Raw genomic sequence first — 15,920 nt, 5'->3', positions numbered from 1 at the left:
GGAGTTCGACATGAGCAATACCCTTTACCGCCTTGGCACCGCCAACATGTACGACAACGCGCTGCGCAACCTGGGCGCGCGCCAGACCAACCTGTCCAACCTGCAGGAGAATTTGACCTCTGGCAAGCGCGTCGTGCGCGCCAGCGACGATCCGGTTTCGGCCGCGCAGGCCGAACGCGCACTCACCCGCATCACCCGCATCCAGACCGAGCAGCGCGCCCTGGAAACCCAGCGCAATGCCATCGCGCAGGCCGAGTCCTCGCTGGGCGATGCCATCGGGCTGGTGCAGAGTGCCCGCGAACTGATGGTCAGTGCCGGCAGTCCGGCCCTCACCAGCAGCGACCGCGCCACCATCGCCAACCAGTTGCAGGGCATCCGCGAGCAGCTGCAGGAAGTGGCCAACCGCAAGGACACCAACGGCATTCCCCTGCTGGGTGCGCTGGGCAGTGCGCTGGCACCATTTCTGGGCCCGCAGTCCACCTCGCCGGACTACCTGTTCAACGGGCAGCCCGGACAGTCGGGCAGCACCGGTGTGTCGATCCCGAACACGCTGGACGGTGAATTCGCCTTCATGTTTGAGCCCCAGCGCGACGGGGCCTACAACGTGCAGGTGAACCCGGCAACCGTCAACAACAACCAGCAGTTGACCACCACCGGCGTCAAGCCGACCAACCTGAGCCTGGTGACCGGAGACAACTACTCCATCGCTTTCAGCGCGGTGGGCCCAGGCGCCACGGTCGGCACCAGCACGGCTACCTACACCATCACCAACACCACCACTGGCGTGGTGTCGGCCCCCGTCGTGGTGCCCGACTATCCGACCGACAAGCCCGTGACCATCTCGGTGACGGGTGTGCCGGGTCTGACCTTCGACATCACCGGTGCGCCAGCCAATGGCGACGCCATCACGCTGCAGCCCACCGCCAGCGTGTTCAGCACACTGGACAGTGCGATCCGCGACATCCGGGCAGCGCCCAACAGCAACGCCGCGACCCAGGCTGTCGGACAGGCCTTGACCAACATCGACATCGGCCTGGACCGCATCAGCAACATGCGCAGTTACTCGGGCGAGTTGCTCAACCGCGCCGACCGCATCACGGGCGACCAGGAAAAGCGCTCGATCCAGCTCGAAGGCGACCGCTCCCGGGCAGAGGATCTGGATATGATCAAGGGCATTTCGGACTTCCAGAACCAGCAGGTGGGCTACGAGGCAGCACTCAAGTCCTATGCTACGGTTCAGAAACTGTCCCTGTTCAACTTCATCAGTTAAAGCAGGCCTGCCCACGCCGCAATGTCCTTGCCGGACCGGGGGGACAGGCCCCTACGAGACAACGCCTGAGAGCCCATGGTCCAATCCGTCCTCGGCAGCCTGATCCTGGGGTACCGTCCCCTGTGGAATCGCGCCCGCAAGCTTGCAGCCATCCAGCTGTACGTTCAGAACGAATCTCCCGCCAGCATGGTGGACACCGGCCACCTGTTGCGCACGCTGCAGGAGCTGTGGTCGGCAAGTTCGCCACCCCTGCTGCTGTCGCCCCAGACCCACCAGGTGCTGGCCGACATGCTCGAACATGCGCCCCGGGGCGCCCCGTGGATCGAGGTGCGTGGCGACTGGCTGCAGGATTCGGGCATCTATGCCCTCGTGAAAGCCGCACATCAGCGCGGCCTCAAGCTGGTGTGGCGCGGCGACATCGGCAAGCTGCCCGAGCCCGCCGTGGCCCAGTGCTTCGACAACAGCCTGCTGAGCCTGACCCCGGCCGACGCGGTGGCCGCCCTGCAGGCCAACCCACGGCCCGGCAGCCCGCCGGCCAAGGCGCCGGCTCGGGCCGTGAGCCCCATCCTGGCCGGCCAGATGTACGAGAACATCCCCAGCCGTGCCCTCATGGAGCACTGCCTGGACAAGCACAACGCCCTGGCCCTGGCCGGCTGGCCCACGGAAGACGTGCTCTACACCCTGCGGCACACGCCGCAGCAGCCCTCGCACGCCGTGATCGCCAAGCTGCAGAAGGCCATCGATGCCGAGCAGTCGCTGGAGACGTTCGAGGACATCATGGGCGAGGACCCGCTGCTGGCCTACCGCTTCATGGTCTACACCAACTCGGCGGCCCTCGGCCTGCGCACCGGCATCGACTCGCTGCGCCGGGGGCTGGTGATGATGGGCTATGGCTCCATCAAGCGCTGGCTGTCCGACCAGTTGCCCTACGCCAACACCGACCCCAACATGCTGCCCGTGCGCGAATCCATGGTGCTGCGCGCCAAGCTCATGACGCAGCTGCTCAACGCCGGTGTGGAGAACGACCTGCGCCGCGAGATCTACCTGTGCGGCCTGCTTTCGCAGATCGACGAGCTGATGCAGGAGCCCCTGGGCACCATCCTGCACCGCATCCCTCTGTCCGAGCGCATCTACGATGCCACCGTGCTGCGCACAGGCCCCTATGCCGCCAGCCTGCAGATGGCCTGCGCACTGGAGACGGGCGATGCGAGCGCCATCCGCCACCTGTGCGAGACGCAGGAGATGGACCTCGAAGAAGTCAACCGCGGCCTGCTGCGTGTGCTATCCGACATCGAGGTACAGCGGTAGCAGCCCCCTGCGGGACTACAGCAGCGGCGAGAACAGACGGGCTGCGGCATCGCCCAGGCGCGGCACGAAGGCCTGGCGGCGGCGCGCCTGCACGGCGCTGGAGCTGCGCAGGTCCATCTCGAATTGCCGGGCCAAGGGCAGCGCCAGTGCCGGCCCGTACACCACGGCGCAGACCTCGAAATTGAGCCGGAAGCTGCGGTTGTCGAAATTGGCGGTGCCGATGAAGGCGCAGTTGTCGTCCACCAGCATGGTCTTGGAGTGCAGCATGCCGGCCGTGTACTCCCAGACCTTGACGCCGGCGGCAATCAGCTCGTCGAAGTAGGAGCGCGCCGCCGCACTCACCACGAAGGAATCGCTGCGCCGGGGCACGAGAATGCGCACGTCCACCCCGCGCAGCGCCGCGCTGGTCAGTGCCATGAGCGCGGGCTCGCCGGGCACGAAATACGGCGTGGTGAGCCAGACCCGGTCTGCCGCCATGTGGATGGCCGCCACGTACATGCGGTGGATGGCCTCGTTGGCATTGTCCGGGCCCGAGGTGAGGATCTGCACCGGATGGTCGCCGGGGTCGGTGGCGGGCAGCAGTTGCCGGCTCTCGCGCGCCACGGCCTCGGGGCCCTCGCCCGTGGTGTAGACCCAGTCCTCCATGAAGGTCATCTGCAGCAGGCGCACGGCCCCGCCCTCGATGCGCAGGTGCACGTCGTGGTAGGCATCGCGCCGGGCACGCTGGTCTTCCTCGTCGGTGATGTTGATGCCGCCCGTGAAGCCGATGCGGCCGTCGCAGACCACGATCTTGCGATGGGTGCGGAAGTTGATCACCGGCCGCAATCGGCGCCCGATGCGCGATGCATGGAAGAAGGCCACCTGCACGCCCGCCTCCTGCAGCGGTGCCAGGAAGCGCCGATCCAGCCGCTTGGAGCCCAGGGCATCGACCAGCAGCCGCACGATCACGCCCTCTCGCGCCTTGTCCACCAGCAGGTCGCGCAGGGCCGTGCCAATGCCATCGGGCTCGAAGATGTAGTACTCCAGGTGCACATGGTGGCGCGCGGCACGGATGGCGTCGAAGATCGCGCCAAAGGCCTCGGCCCCGTCGACCAGCAGGTCCACCTGGATGGCGGTGGAGACGCGCAGGTCACAGCTGGCCTCGCCCAGCAGCACCAGTTGCCGCAGGGCCTGGGGTGCGGCGGCCGCCGTGCCGCGCAGGCTGGCAAAGTCGGCATGGGCATACAGCGCCGACTGGCTGCGCATGCGCTTCAAACGCTGCTTGCGCAGCCGCTGCGGGCCGAAGAAGTAATAGACCACGTAGCCCACGAAGGGCAGCAGCGCCATCGACAGGATCCAGCTCAGGGTGGAGACCGGGGCGCGCTTTTGCAGAATGATCCACACCGCCAGCACGGCGATGTACAGGCTCCAGGCCACGGAGATGGTGGTCAGCAGCCCCTCATGCCCGCCGGGAAAGAACTGCACCATGGACTGCAGGCCATCGGTCATTGCGGCCCAGCGTCCTTGTAGGTCCATGGTTCCCTTGCGATCAGATCAAAAGGCCATTGTAGGCAGCGAAGGTGACGGCGCCCGCGCGGTCAGCGGCTTTGCCGGACGATGCGCTCGAAGGTGCGCCAGAAGGTGGCGTCCTGCGTGGTCGCGAAGTTGATGCGCATGAGGGTGCTGGGCTTGCGCTCGGCGTGGAACAACGCGCCCGGGGCCAGCAGATAGCCCTCGTCCAGCATGCGCTGCGACAGCGCATCGGTGTCCACCCCGGTATCCACCCAGCCGAACAGGCCCGCCGGGTCGGCTGCGAAGGTGCAACCTGCACTGAGCGCCAGCTTGACACTGCGCGAGCGCGCGGCATCGAGCCGGGTGCGGATGCGCTCGGCATGGCGGCGCAGTTGCCCCTGCTCGATGCACAGCGCCAGGGCCTTCTCCAGCAGCGCGGGCGTGGTCAGCGTGGCCAGCAGCTTGGTATCGAGCAGTTGCTCGACCAGGGCCGGCGGAGCGGCCAGGAAGCCGATGCGCCAGTTGGGCGCGAGGATCTTGGCAAAGCCGCTCACGTAGATGGTGCGCTGCAGGCCGTCGAGCGCCGTCAGCCGCGTGGCATGTTCGGGCGCGATATGGCTGTAGGTGTCGTCCTCGACGATGTGGAAATTGTGCTGGTTGGCCAGTTGCAGGATGCGGTGCGCGCTGCCCGGCGAGAGGCAGTAGCCCGTGGGGTTGTGGAACACGCTCACGCTCACGTAGAGCTTGGGCTTGTGCACCTCACAGTAGCGGGCCATCACCTCCAAGTCGGGCCCGTCGGCGCGGCGCGGCACCGGCAGGATATGCATGCCCAGGGCCGCCAGGCGCGCGAACTCCACGGCCCAGCCGGGCTCCTCCACCATCACCGGATCGCCCGGGCGCAGCAGCGTGCGGCTCACGATGTCGAGCGCATGCGTGGCGCCCACGGTGGTGATGATGTTCTCGGCCGCGGTGTGCACGCTCAGTTGGGCCAGTTTCTTGACCAGCAGGCGGCGCAGCCCGCTGTCGCCCAGCGGCTCGCCGTACTGCAGCGAGTATTCCTGCAGCGCCCGGGTGCTGGTGACCTTGCGCACCGCCGCGGGCATGAAGGTGGATTCGAGCCACTGCGGCGGCAGCACCCCCATGCCGGGCTGGGGCTTGTCGCTGATCTTGTGGAACATGCCCCGGATCAGCGCCGTGGCGTTCACCGGCGGCGAGCCACGCCCTGCGCCGCGCGCAGCGAACCAGTGGGCCGTGGTCCAGTTGCCACCCGCAGCCTCCATGGCGACCGCATCCACGGTGGCCGGCGCATCGGCCCCCACGGGGGCCAGCTCGCGCACGAAGAAGCCCCGGTTCTTGCGCGCCTCCACCAGCCCCTGGGCCAGCAACTGGTCGTAGGCGGCCACCACGGTCGAGGGGCTCACGCTGTGCTGCAGCGCGCACTGGCGCACCGAGGGCAGGCGCGCGCCCGGCGCCAGCAGCCGGTTGCGGATGCGCTCGCCAAAGCGCGCCGAAAGCTGCTCGGTGAGCGACTGGGTGGTGGTCTTCATCAGCATGCGGGAATCCTCACGAGGCCTGTGTACTGCCATGGCAGCCAATACAGATCACGAACTGCGCTGCTGTACTGTACTGGTTGTGTATTGGTGCAGAAGATTACAGTGAAGGCCAGACGCTGACAAGCCCACGATTCCAAACACCGCCCCATGACCGCCGCCGAACTCACTGCCCTGCTGGTCTTCTGCACCGCGATGAGTTTTTCGCCGGGGCCCAACACCACCCTGTCCACCGCGCTCGCGGCCAATCTGGGGCTGCGCCGGGCGCTCAACTTCTGCCTGGCTGTGCCCACGGGCTGGACCTTGCTGATGCTGGTGAGCGGCCTGGGCCTGGGCGCCCTGATCACCGGCGTGCCGGCCCTGCGCATGGCCGTGACGCTGCTGGGCGTGGCCTACATGCTCTGGCTGGCCTGGAAGCTCAGCCGCGCCGGCCAGCTCTCGGACGTGGACAGCTCCCGCCTCTCCGTCACCTTCTGGCAGGGCGTGGGCCTGCAGTTCGTGAACATCAAGGCCTGGATGCTGGCTCTCACGCTCAGCGCGGGCTGGGTGGTGAATGCCGCGGGCCAGCCCTCGGCCAACCCCGGTGAGCGCCTGGCCATCATCTGCGGCGTGATGATGGTGTTCGCCTTCACAAGCAATTTCGTCTACGCCCTGGTGGGCTCGCTGCTGCGCCAGTGGTTGTCGCAGGGCGTGCGCCTGCTGTGGTTCAACCGGCTGCTGGCCCTGGTGCTGGTGGCCACGGCCCTGTGGATGCTCACGCTATGACCGATACACAAGAACGCGAAGCCCTGATCTGGGGCCTAGTGGGCGTCACCTTGTTCGCCGCCACGCTGCCGATGACACGCCTGGCCGTCGGCCCCGTCGATGCACCACAACTGTCCCCCTGGTTCGTCACCTTCGGCCGGGCTGCCGTGGCCGGGCTGCTGTCCCTGGTCTACCTGGGCTGGCAACAGGCGCGCGGGCGCCTGCGCATTCCCGTGCCATCGCAATGGCCCGTTCTGGGCGTCACGGCCTTTGGCGTCATCATCGGCTTTCCGCTGTTCCTTGCGCTGGCGCTGCGGCATGTGCCCAGCACGCATGGGGCCGTGGTCACCGCACTGCTGCCGCTGTCCACGGCCGTGCTCGGCGCCCTGTGGTTCCGGCAACGCCCGTCGGCAGGCTTCTGGGCCTGCGCCGTACTGGGCAGTGGGCTGGTGCTGGCCTTCATGGCATGGCGCGCCGGGGGCTTCTACCTGGGCGCGGCCAACCTCTACCTCATCATCGCCATGACAACAGGTGCACTGGGCTACATCGGCGGCGCACGGCTGACACCCAGCCTGGGAGCCGAGCAGGTGATCTGCTGGGTGCTGGCCTGTGCCCTGCCGCTGACGCTGCCTGTGACCTGGTGGTTCGCGCCGGCCATTCCGTCGGCCATCGGCACCATGAGCTGGGTGGGGTTTGCCTATGTGGCCCTGTTCTCGATGTGGATCGGCTTTTTCGCCTGGTACCGCGCGCTGGCGCTGGGTGCCGTGCGGGTCAGCCAGATCCAGCTGATCCAGCCGTTTCTGAGCCTGCTGTTCGCGGTGCCGCTGCTGGGCGAGCACCTGGACCTCACCACGGTCGGGTTTGCCCTGGCCGTGATCGCCACGGTGTTCCTGGGCAAGCGCATGCCCGTGCATCAGGCCGCCCCGCACGCACCCGCAACACCGCCCGGCCCCCTTGCGCCCTTGAAGGACCCAAGCCCATGAGAATGAACGACATCCCCTTCGCCGCCACCGACTGGAGCCAGGTCGAGCGCGTCGAAAAGAGCGCCCAGGCCGGCCAGGCCTTCTGGCAGACGCTGCAGTACGGCGCGTTGCGCGTGCGCAAGGTGGAGTACACCCCCGGCTATGTGTCGGACCACTGGTGCAGCAAGGGCCATGTGCTGCTGTGTCTGTCCGGCGAGCTGCACACCGAGTTGCAGGATGGCCGCCAGTTCACGTTGACTCCCGGCATGAGCTACCAGGTGGCGGACAATGCGGAACCGCACCGCTCCACCGCCCCCTTGGGTGCCACGCTGTTCATCGTGGACTGAAGGCACCAGGGCGCCGTGAGACACCATTTTTTCTGATGACTTTGCAACCGGTTCTTAGGACCACCGCAGGAGAACGAGAGTGAAACTGAACGACCTTCCCCACACCAGCCCCTGGACCCTGGCGCGCCGTGCCGAGCGCATGAATCCCTCGGTCATCCGCGAAATCCTCAAGGTCACGGAAAAGCCCGGCATCATCAGCCTGGCCGGCGGCCTGCCCTCGCCCAAGACCTTCCCGGTCGAAGCCTTTGCCGCCGCCTCGGCCGCCGTGCTGGCCAACGACGGCCCTTCGGCGCTGCAGTACGCATCGAGCGAAGGCTTTGCACCGCTGCGCGAAGCCATCGCCGCCTTTCTGCCGTGGGACGTGGACCCGGAGCAGGTGCTGATCACCACCGGCTCGCAGCAGGGTCTGGACCTGATCGCCAAGGTGCTGATCGACACCGACAGCCGCGTGCTGGTGGAAACGCCGACCTACCTGGGCGCCCTCCAGGCCTTCACACCCATGGAGCCCAAGGTGGTGGCGGTGGCCAGCGACGAGCAGGGTGTGCGCATCGATGACCTGGTGGCCAGGGTCGGCACGGGCGCCGACAAGGCGCGCTTCCTGTACGTGCTGCCCAACTTCCAGAACCCCACGGGCCGCACCATGAGCGATGCGCGCCGCGCCGAGCTGGTGGCCAAGGCCGCCGAGCTGAACCTGCCGCTGGTGGAAGACAACCCCTATGGCGACCTGTGGTTCGACGGCCCGCCGCCCGCACCGCTGACTGCGCGCAACCCCGACGGCTGCATCTACATGGGCTCATTCTCCAAGGTGCTGGCCCCGGGCCTGCGCCTGGGTTACCTGGTGGCGCCCAAGGCCGTCTACCCCAAGCTGCTGCAGGCCAAGCAGGCAGCCGACCTGCACACCCCCGGCTACAACCAGCGCATGGTGGCCGAGGTGATGAAGGACGGCTTTCTGGAGCGCCATGTGCCCACCATCCGCGCGCTCTACAAGCAGCAGCGCGACGCGATGCTGACCGCGCTGGACAAGGAGATGCAGGGCCTGTCCGTCGAATGGAACAAGCCCGACGGCGGCATGTTCCTGTGGGTGCGTCTGCCCGAAGGCATGAGCGCCATCGAACTGCTGCCCAAGGCCGTGGAGCGCAACGTGGCCTTCGTGCCCGGCGCCGCCTTCTACGCCGACGATGCCGACCACCGCACGCTGCGCCTGTCGTTCGTGACCTCCACGGCCGAGCAGATCGCCACCGGCATCGCGGCGCTGGCAGCGGCCATCCGCGACCACCGGGCACAGGGCTGAGCACCGTGCTGCGCCTGTGGGGACGGCTGTCGTCCATCAACGTCCGCAAGGTGGTCTGGGCCGCGCAGGAGCTCGGCATCAGCCTGCAGCGCACCGATGCGGGTGGGCAGTTCGGCATCGTGCGCGAAGCGCACTACCTGTCCCTGAACCCCAACGGCCTAGTGCCGCTGATCGAGGACGAGGACACGGGCGTGGTGCTGTGGGAGTCGAACCCCATCGTGCGCTATCTGTGCGCCCGGAACGCGCCGGGCGAGCTCTACCCCGAGGACATCGCCACGCGCTTTGCGGCCGAGCAGTGGATGGACTGGCAGCAGACCACGCTGAACCCGGCGGGGCGCGATGCCTTCATCCAGTGGATACGCACGCCGGCCGCGCAGCGCAATGACGCGCTGATCGCCGCATCGGTGGCGGCCACCGATCCCCTGTTGGACCTGCTGGACGCGCACCTGGCGCGCCAACCCTTCCTGGCTGGCGAGCGCTTCACCATGGCCGACATCCCGGTGGGCTGCGAGATCCACCGCTGGTGGGGCCTGCCCCAGGAGAGGGCTGCCCGGCCGCACCTGGAGCGCTGGTACCAGGCGGTGAGCTCGCGCTCGGGCGCACGCGGCGTGCTCGACCAGGCGTTATCCTGACGGGACCATCCGCCCGCAAGACCGCACCATGCATCCACGCCCCTTCAAGCAGATCGACGTGTTCAGCGACCACCCCGGCGACGGCAACCCCGTGGCCGTGGTGCTGGAGGCCGAGGACCTGAGCGATGCGGACATGCGCCGCTTTGCCGCGTGGATGAACCTGTCGGAAACCACCTTCCTGCTGCCGCCCACCGAGGCCGGCCGCGCGCAGGGCGCCGACTACCGCCTGCGCATCTTCAGCCCCCAGGGCGAGCTGCCGTTTGCCGGCCACCCCACGCTGGGCACCTGCCACGCCTGGCTGCAGGCAGGCAACGCACCGCGCCAGGAAGGCATGGTGGTGCAGGAATGCGCGCTGGGGCTGGTGCGCATCCGGCGTGAGGACCATACCCTGGCCTTTGCCGCGCCGCCGCTCAAGCGCAGCGCGCCCAGCCCGGCGCTGGTGCCGCTGATCGCCAGCGCCCTCGGTGTGCGCCCGGCGCAGATCCTGGGCACGCAGCTGCTGGACAACGGGCCGGTGTGGCTGGGCATGCTGCTCGACAGCGCCGACACCGTGCTCGGCCTGCAACCCGACCATGCGCGCCTGATGGACCTGGGCCAGTCGGTCGGGGTGGTGCACGTGGGCACCGGCGCCAGCGACACCAGCCGGCCCGGAGTCGTCGTGCGCGCCTTTGCCGCCCCCATGGGCAACCGTGAGGACCCGGTGACCGGCAGCCTCAACGCCAGCCTGGCCGAATGGCTGATTGCCGAAGGCCTGGCACCGCACCACTACCAGGTGGCCCAGGGCGAGTGCCTGGGCCGCGCAGGACGGGTGCACATCCGCCAGGACGACCACCAGGTCTGGGTAGGCGGGCGCTCCGTCACCTGCATCGAAGGCACGGTGCTGCTGTGAAACCGCCCCGCATCCCCATCCACGCCAGCGGCTGAACCCCCCCCCCGGTGCCCCCGCTTTGGCTCCCAGGGCCGCCCCCGGCGTGCCCGCTCCCCGAAACCCCCACCCCATCCATCTACCTGACAGGCTCTCCCATGAAACTGCGCCCCTTCCAGCAAGTCGACGTCTTCACCGCCACGGCATACCGCGGCAACCCGCTGGCCGTGGTGCTCGACGGCGAAGGCATCACCACCGAGGCCATGCAGGAGTTCACGAACTGGACCAACCTGTCCGAAGCCACCTTTCTGCTGCCGCCCACGCCCGAGGGTCGGGCGGCGGGTGCCGACTACCGCGTGCGCATCTTCTGCCCCGGGCGGGAGCTGCCCTTTGCCGGCCACCCCACGCTGGGCAGCTGCCACGCCTGGCTGGGCGCGGGCGGCAAGCCGCAGACCCCGGGCCGCGTGGTTCAGGAATGCGCGCTGGGTCTGGTGCCGTTGCGCCAGGACGCTGGGCGCCTGGCCTTTGCCGCCCCGCCCCGCCTGCAAAGCGGCCCGCTGGACGAAGCGGACGTGGCGCTCATCGCACGCGGCCTGGGGGTGGAGCGCGCCGATATCCTGCACCACGCCTGGTGCGACAACGGCCCCAAGTGGCGTGGCGTGATGCTCCAATCGGCCGAGCAGGTGCTGGCGCTGCGGCCCGATGCCGCCATCCTGGCGGGCCTCGATATCGGCGTGGTGGGCCCGCGCGGCAAGGTGGGCGTGATCGGTGCCGACACCGCCCGCGAGGACATCGCCTTCGAAGTGCGCGCCTTTTTCCCGGGCAACAACGGCCTGGCCGAAGACCCGGTGACCGGCAGCCTGAACGCGGCGCTGGCGCAGTGGCTCATCGGCGCAGGCCTGGCCCCTGCGCACTATGTGGCCAGCCAGGGCACCGCCCTGGCGCGCGCAGGCCGCGTGTATGTGGACCAGGAAGGCAGCGACATCTGGATCGGCGGCCATTCGGTGACCTGCGTGCAGGGCGAGGTGCTGCTGTGACGGCGCAGACCGCAGCCTGCATCGACCACCTGGTGGTGCTGGCCCGCGACCTGGCCACGGGCGTGGAGTGGTGCGAGCGCACGCTCGGCGTCACCCCCGCTGCGGGCGGCGAGCACCCGCTGATGGGCACGCACAACCGCTTGCTCAATGTCTCCAGTCCAGCCCATCCGCGCGCCTACCTGGAGATCATCGCGGTCAACCCGCAGGGCAGCAAGAGCATCCCTGACGGTGACCGGCGCTGGTTCGACATGGACGATATTGCGCTGCAGCAGCAGGTCGCCGAGCACGGCCCGCAGCTCATGCACTGGGTGGCCTCGGTGCCCGACGTGGCCACCAGCCTGGCCGCGCTCGCCAGCTTAGGCGTGGACCGGGGCCGCGCCCTCACCGCCAGCCGCCCGACACCACAGGGCCTGTTGCAGTGGCAGATCACCGTGCGGCACGACGGCCAGCGCCTGTGGGACGGCTGCCTGCCCACGCTGATCGAATGGGGCGCCATGCACCCCTGCGACCACCTGCCCGCCAGCGGCGTACAGCTGCAGTCCCTGCAACTGCAGCACCCCGACGCCCGCGCCCTGCGCGCGGCTTGTGACGCTGCGGGCCTGCGCGACGTGGCCATGCCCACGGAAGGCCCCTTGGCCCAGCTGCACGCGCGACTGCTCACCCCGCGCGGCGCTCTTGCCCTGCAGTCGCGCGCCCTGCCACCCCCGCCCTCACCGGAGTAACCCACCATGCTCACCCCCCAGGAACTGCTGATCTTTGCGTTCGCGTCCCTCTTGCTCGTGCTCACGCCCGGGCCCAACATGGTCTACTGCATCTCGCGCAGCCTCACTCAGGGCCCGCGTGCCGGGCTGCTATCGCTCGGTGGCGTGATCGCCGGTTTCGGCGTGCACCTGCTGGCGGCATCGCTCGGCCTCACGGCCCTGCTGGCCGCCGTGCCCATGGCCTTCGACGCGATCCGCATCGCGGGCGCGGCCTACCTGCTGTGGCTGGCCTGGCAGGCTGTGAAGCCCGGCGGCACCGCCCCGTTCGAGGCGCGCGACCTGCCGCACGACACGCCGCGCAAGCTGTTCCTCATGGGCTTCATGACCAATTTGCTCAACCCCAAGGTCGCCATGTTCTACCTGTCGTTCTTTCCACAGTTCCTGCGCCCCGAGCGCGGCAACTGGCTATTGCAGAGCCTGACCCTGGGCGCTGTGCAGATCAGCACCAGCGCCCTGGTGAATGCACTGCTGGTACTGTTCGCGGCGCGCGTGGCCCTCTTCATGAACCGCAGCCAGGGCTGGATGCGCGCCCAGCGCTATGTGATGGGCACGGTGCTGGGCCTGCTGGCCGTGCGCCTGCTGACCGAAAAGAGGCCTGCCGCATGAGCGCCCTGCCTTCCACCCCTCTGCCCTGGCTGCCAGGCCTGGCCGACATCGAGGCCGCCGCCCAGGTCGTCTACCGCGACTTTGGGCCCACGCCGCAGTACCGCTGGGCCCTGCTCAGCGAGCGCCTGGGCACGGACTGCTGGCTCAAGCACGAGAACCATACGCCCGTGGGGGCCTTCAAGATCCGCGGCGGGCTCACCTATTTCGACCAGCTCGCCAAGCGTGGGGCGCTGCCGCGCGAGGTGGTCAGCGCTACACGCGGCAACCACGGCCAGAGCATGGGCTGGGCTGCGCGCAGCCACGGCGTGGCCTGCACCATCGTCGTGCCCCGGGGCAACTCGGTGGAGAAGAACGCCGCCATGCTTGCGCTGGGCGTCACGCTGATCGAGCACGGCAGCGACTTCCAAGAGGCGCGCGAGCATGCCATGCAACTGGCCGCCGAGCGCGGTGCGCACATGGTGCCCAGCTTTCACGCCGACCTGCTGCGCGGCGTGAGCACCTACTGGTGGGAGTTCCTGCGGGCGGTGCCGCAGCTCGGCGTGGCCTATGTGCCCATCGGCCAGGGCTCGGGCGCGTGCTCGGCCATCGCGGCCAAGTTGGCGCCCGGCCACGGCGTGCGCATCGTCGGTGTGGTGAGCAGCCATGCCACCACCTATGCCGATTCGCTGGCCGCGGGCCGCGTGGTCGAAGCGCCCGTGACCACCGAGCTGGCCGACGGCATGGCCTGCCGTGTGGCCGATACGGATGCGCTGTCCGTTTTGGCACCGCACATCGACCACATCGTGCAGGTGACGGATGCCGAAGTGGCCGCCGCCATGCACGCGATCTACACCGATACGCACAACGTGGCCGAGGGTGCGGGTGCCGCCGCCCTGGCCGCAGCGCTGCAGGAGCGCGACCGCCTGCGCGGCCTGGCGGTGGGCCTGGCACTCACGGGCGGCAATGTCGACGCGCCGGTGTTCAGCCGCGTGCTGGCGGGCTAGCTGTCTCCAAGGCTACTGGCGCGGCTGCGCCGGTCGCTTGGGAGACAAACGGGGGGCCGGTGCCTGCCCACAATCCGGCGCATGGGAACCCTTTACCTCGTGCGCCACGGCCAGGCCTCGTTTGGCGCAGAAGACTATGACCAGCTGAGCCCCCGTGGGCGCGAGCAGGCTGTGCGCCTCGGTGAGCACTGGCGCGAGCGCGGCCAGGTCTTCGATGCCGTGATCACCGGCACGCTGCGCCGCCACACGCAGACGCTCGAAGGCGTTGCCGAAGGTCTGCAGACCACCCCCGAGGTGCTGCAGATGCCCGGCCTCAATGAATACGACAGCCATGCGCTGATCACCGCCATCCACCCGCAGCCCCTTCCCAAGCCCGATACCCCGGAGCTCTACCGCCACCATTTCCGCCTGCTGTGCGACGCGCTCGCGCAGTGGATGGCGGGCGTCATCAGCCCGCAGGGCATGCCCAGCTGGAACGAGTTCAGCGCCGGTGTTCGGGCTGTGCTCGACCATGTGCGCCAGCACCACGTGGGGCACAACGTGCTGCTGGTGAGCAGTGGCGGCCCGATCTCGACCGCCGTGGGCCAGGTGCTGGGCACCGCGCCCGAGGTGACGATTGCGCTGAACATGCGCATCCGCAACAGCGCGGTCACGGAGTTCAGCATCAGCCCCAAGCGCTTGATGCTGCAGACCTTCAACACCCTGCCCCACCTGCAGGCGCTGGAGCATGCGGACTGGCTGACGCACGCGTAAAAACTTCCAGCCGTGCTGGCTTGAATAAAATTATTGCGAAACAATAAATAATTGCTGTTTAATAGCAACTCTTGCACTGTCTGGAGTTGCCATGCGCCGCCGCCGCCTGCTGGGCCATGCCCTTCTGACCCCTTTTCCGCTGCTCGGCGCCCTGAGCGGCTGCGGCGGCTCCCTGGGCGCCGCCAGTCCCCAGGCCGAGGTCATCGCGCCCGGCGGCGTCACGGTTCCAATGCAACGGCAACAACACCCCCATGTGTCGGTGGCGGTGCGTGCCAACGGCCAGCCCCTGCGCTTTCTGCTCGACACCGGGGCGGACCACAATGTGCTCACGCCGGGCACGGCGGCCATGCTGGGTCTGCCCCTGTCCGAGGAGCGGGTGCCCAGTTCCGGGGCCGAGGCATCGGCCCCGCCCGTGCCCTGGACGTTTCTGGACGACCTGGCTGTGGGTGATGCCGTGCATCTGCGGCGCTCAGTGGCCTTCGTCATACCGCTGCCCGACGAATTCACCTGCGACGGCATCCTGGGCGCCACGTTCTGGCGCGCTTTCGCAGCGCGCCTGGACTATGGCCGTGGCGAGCTCACGTTGGCGCCCGTGGGCGGGCTGGCACCACCACCGGGGGCCGTGCGCCTGCCCCTGCAGGTGCTGCCCGGCGGCAAGATGCTGGTCCAGGCCAGCGCCGCAGGGCACACCGGCTGGTTCTCGGTGGACACCGGCGACGGCGGGGCCGTCACGCTGTTTCGCCCCGCGGTGGAGCGGCTGGACCTGCGCACGGCACTGCAGCCCTCGGTGCGCATGCCCACCGGGGTGAGCGTGGGCGGCACCACCTGGGCGGATGTGGCACGCCTGCCCGTGTTCGAGCTGGGCCCCTGGCAATGGCCACAGGTACCGGTGCACCTGTCTCTCGCCACAGGGGGGCTGTTCGGCAGCGAAGCCTGGATGGGAAACCTGGGGGGCGAGTTGTGGCGGCGCTTTGCCGTCACCATCGACGTGGCCGGCGGCGCGCTGTACCTGGAGACCCAGGCGGCTTCCAGCGAGCCATTTGCCGGGCCACGCAGCGGTCTGGTGGCGCGCTGGAATGGCGAGCGCTTCGAGGTGCTCCATGTGGTGGCCGGCAGCCCGGCGGACCAGGCAGGTGTGCGGCCGGGCGACGCGCTGCTGGCGGTGCAGGGGCATGGCCTGGGCGCCAGCGATGCCGGCTGGCTGCGCGAGCAACTGGCCGCGGCACCCGGCACGGCGCTCGCCCTGCAGTTGCGTGCCGCCGATGGTGCCGAGCGCCAGGCCACGCTGGTGCTGCGGGAACTGGTCTGACTCAGATCTGA

General features: G+C 68.8%; 16 protein-coding genes. 14 read left to right on the top strand and 2 right to left on the bottom strand.

Annotated features, from left to right (window positions below; all coding sequences use genetic code 11):
• Positions 1-10 precede the first annotated feature (10 nt).
• A complete protein-coding gene (gene flgL, locus QYL93_RS26865) occupies positions 11-1,270 on the top strand; it encodes a flagellar hook-associated protein FlgL (protein WP_305746552.1) in 1,260 nt (419 codons plus the stop codon).
• 75 nt (positions 1,271-1,345) lie between these two features.
• Complete coding sequence (locus tag QYL93_RS26860) at positions 1,346-2,578, top strand: HDOD domain-containing protein (protein WP_305746551.1); 1,233 nt, start codon at positions 1,346-1,348, stop codon at positions 2,576-2,578.
• A gap of 15 nt (positions 2,579-2,593) precedes the next feature.
• On the opposite strand, the gene cls is transcribed toward QYL93_RS26860, so the two are convergent.
• Both cls and QYL93_RS26850 read right to left on the bottom strand, forming a co-directional pair.
• On the bottom strand, positions 2,594-4,045 hold the full coding sequence (gene cls, locus QYL93_RS26855; protein ID WP_305746601.1) for a cardiolipin synthase: 1,452 nt from the start codon (positions 4,043-4,045) through the stop codon (positions 2,594-2,596).
• 110 nt (positions 4,046-4,155) lie between these two features.
• Positions 4,156-5,622 carry a PLP-dependent aminotransferase family protein gene (locus tag QYL93_RS26850; RefSeq protein WP_305746550.1) on the bottom strand — a complete coding sequence of 489 codons (1,467 nt, stop codon included), beginning with the start codon at positions 5,620-5,622 and terminating at the stop codon, positions 4,156-4,158.
• Positions 5,623-5,769: 147 nt separating this feature from the next.
• Between QYL93_RS26850 and QYL93_RS26845 the strand changes: the two genes are divergently transcribed.
• The 12 genes from QYL93_RS26845 (at position 5,770) to QYL93_RS26790 (ending at position 15,909) form a co-directional block, all read left to right on the top strand.
• A complete protein-coding gene (locus tag QYL93_RS26845) occupies positions 5,770-6,384 on the top strand; it encodes a LysE family translocator (RefSeq protein WP_305746549.1) in 615 nt (204 codons plus the stop codon).
• Positions 6,381-7,346, top strand: a complete 966-nt coding sequence (locus QYL93_RS26840) for a DMT family transporter (RefSeq protein WP_305746548.1) — start codon at positions 6,381-6,383, stop codon at positions 7,344-7,346. Before QYL93_RS26845 ends, QYL93_RS26840 begins: the two co-directional genes overlap by 4 nt.
• Complete coding sequence (locus tag QYL93_RS26835; RefSeq protein ID WP_305746547.1) at positions 7,343-7,672, top strand: DHCW motif cupin fold protein; 330 nt, start codon at positions 7,343-7,345, stop codon at positions 7,670-7,672. Before QYL93_RS26840 ends, QYL93_RS26835 begins: the two co-directional genes overlap by 4 nt.
• A 79-nt stretch (positions 7,673-7,751) precedes the next feature.
• Positions 7,752-8,963 carry a PLP-dependent aminotransferase family protein gene (locus tag QYL93_RS26830; protein ID WP_305746546.1) on the top strand — a complete coding sequence of 404 codons (1,212 nt, stop codon included), beginning with the start codon at positions 7,752-7,754 and terminating at the stop codon, positions 8,961-8,963.
• A gap of 5 nt (positions 8,964-8,968) precedes the next feature.
• Positions 8,969-9,595, top strand: a complete 627-nt coding sequence (locus QYL93_RS26825; RefSeq protein ID WP_305746545.1) for a glutathione S-transferase — start codon at positions 8,969-8,971, stop codon at positions 9,593-9,595.
• A gap of 28 nt (positions 9,596-9,623) precedes the next feature.
• Positions 9,624-10,484 (top strand): PhzF family phenazine biosynthesis protein, encoded by an 861-nt coding sequence (locus QYL93_RS26820; RefSeq protein ID WP_305746544.1) that lies wholly within the window; start codon positions 9,624-9,626, stop codon positions 10,482-10,484.
• Positions 10,485-10,618: 134 nt separating this feature from the next.
• A complete protein-coding gene (locus QYL93_RS26815) occupies positions 10,619-11,497 on the top strand; it encodes a PhzF family phenazine biosynthesis protein (RefSeq protein WP_305746543.1) in 879 nt (292 codons plus the stop codon).
• Positions 11,494-12,219: a VOC family protein gene (locus tag QYL93_RS26810; RefSeq protein ID WP_305746542.1), complete on the top strand. Its 726-nt coding sequence runs from the start codon at positions 11,494-11,496 to the stop codon at positions 12,217-12,219. The genes QYL93_RS26815 and QYL93_RS26810 overlap by 4 nt, the downstream gene beginning before the upstream one ends.
• A gap of 6 nt (positions 12,220-12,225) precedes the next feature.
• Positions 12,226-12,864, top strand: coding sequence for a LysE family translocator (locus QYL93_RS26805; RefSeq protein WP_305746541.1), 639 nt, complete (start codon positions 12,226-12,228; stop codon positions 12,862-12,864).
• Complete coding sequence (locus tag QYL93_RS26800) at positions 12,861-13,847, top strand: threonine dehydratase (RefSeq protein WP_305746540.1); 987 nt, start codon at positions 12,861-12,863, stop codon at positions 13,845-13,847. Before QYL93_RS26805 ends, QYL93_RS26800 begins: the two co-directional genes overlap by 4 nt.
• 81 nt (positions 13,848-13,928) lie before the next feature.
• Positions 13,929-14,600 carry a histidine phosphatase family protein gene (locus QYL93_RS26795; RefSeq protein WP_305746539.1) on the top strand — a complete coding sequence of 224 codons (672 nt, stop codon included), beginning with the start codon at positions 13,929-13,931 and terminating at the stop codon, positions 14,598-14,600.
• A 91-nt stretch (positions 14,601-14,691) separates the two neighbouring features.
• The gene (locus QYL93_RS26790) at positions 14,692-15,909 is read left to right on the top strand and encodes an aspartyl protease family protein (RefSeq protein WP_305746538.1); all 1,218 of its coding nucleotides are present in this window, start codon (positions 14,692-14,694) and stop codon (positions 15,907-15,909) included.
• Positions 15,910-15,920 lie beyond the last annotated feature (11 nt).

It is taken from the genome of Acidovorax sp. A1169 (assembly GCF_030704685.1).
GTDB lineage: Bacteria > Pseudomonadota > Gammaproteobacteria > Burkholderiales > Burkholderiaceae_C > Acidovorax.
The sequence above is the reverse complement of the archived record's forward strand: the minus strand, read 5'-3'. Positions and strand labels throughout refer to the sequence as shown.

What these genes read in the sequence shown, in the direction of transcription:
- flgL (WP_305746552.1), top strand. Translation starts at nt 11, where the DNA reads ATGAGCAATACCCTTTACCGCCTTGGCACCGCCAACATGTACGACAAC.
- QYL93_RS26860 (WP_305746551.1), top strand. Translation starts at nt 1,346, where the DNA reads ATGGTCCAATCCGTCCTCGGCAGCCTGATCCTGGGGTACCGTCCCCTG.
- cls (WP_305746601.1), bottom strand. Translation starts at nt 4,045, where the DNA reads ATGGTGCAGTTCTTTCCCGGCGGGCATGAGGGGCTGCTGACCACCATC.
- QYL93_RS26850 (WP_305746550.1), bottom strand. Translation starts at nt 5,622, where the DNA reads ATGCTGATGAAGACCACCACCCAGTCGCTCACCGAGCAGCTTTCGGCG.
- QYL93_RS26845 (WP_305746549.1), top strand. Translation starts at nt 5,770, where the DNA reads ATGACCGCCGCCGAACTCACTGCCCTGCTGGTCTTCTGCACCGCGATG.
- QYL93_RS26840 (WP_305746548.1), top strand. Translation starts at nt 6,381, where the DNA reads ATGACCGATACACAAGAACGCGAAGCCCTGATCTGGGGCCTAGTGGGC.
- QYL93_RS26835 (WP_305746547.1), top strand. Translation starts at nt 7,343, where the DNA reads ATGAGAATGAACGACATCCCCTTCGCCGCCACCGACTGGAGCCAGGTC.
- QYL93_RS26820 (WP_305746544.1), top strand. Translation starts at nt 9,624, where the DNA reads ATGCATCCACGCCCCTTCAAGCAGATCGACGTGTTCAGCGACCACCCC.
- QYL93_RS26815 (WP_305746543.1), top strand. Translation starts at nt 10,619, where the DNA reads ATGAAACTGCGCCCCTTCCAGCAAGTCGACGTCTTCACCGCCACGGCA.
- QYL93_RS26805 (WP_305746541.1), top strand. Translation starts at nt 12,226, where the DNA reads ATGCTCACCCCCCAGGAACTGCTGATCTTTGCGTTCGCGTCCCTCTTG.
- QYL93_RS26800 (WP_305746540.1), top strand. Translation starts at nt 12,861, where the DNA reads ATGAGCGCCCTGCCTTCCACCCCTCTGCCCTGGCTGCCAGGCCTGGCC.
- QYL93_RS26795 (WP_305746539.1), top strand. Translation starts at nt 13,929, where the DNA reads ATGGGAACCCTTTACCTCGTGCGCCACGGCCAGGCCTCGTTTGGCGCA.
- QYL93_RS26790 (WP_305746538.1), top strand. Translation starts at nt 14,692, where the DNA reads ATGCGCCGCCGCCGCCTGCTGGGCCATGCCCTTCTGACCCCTTTTCCG.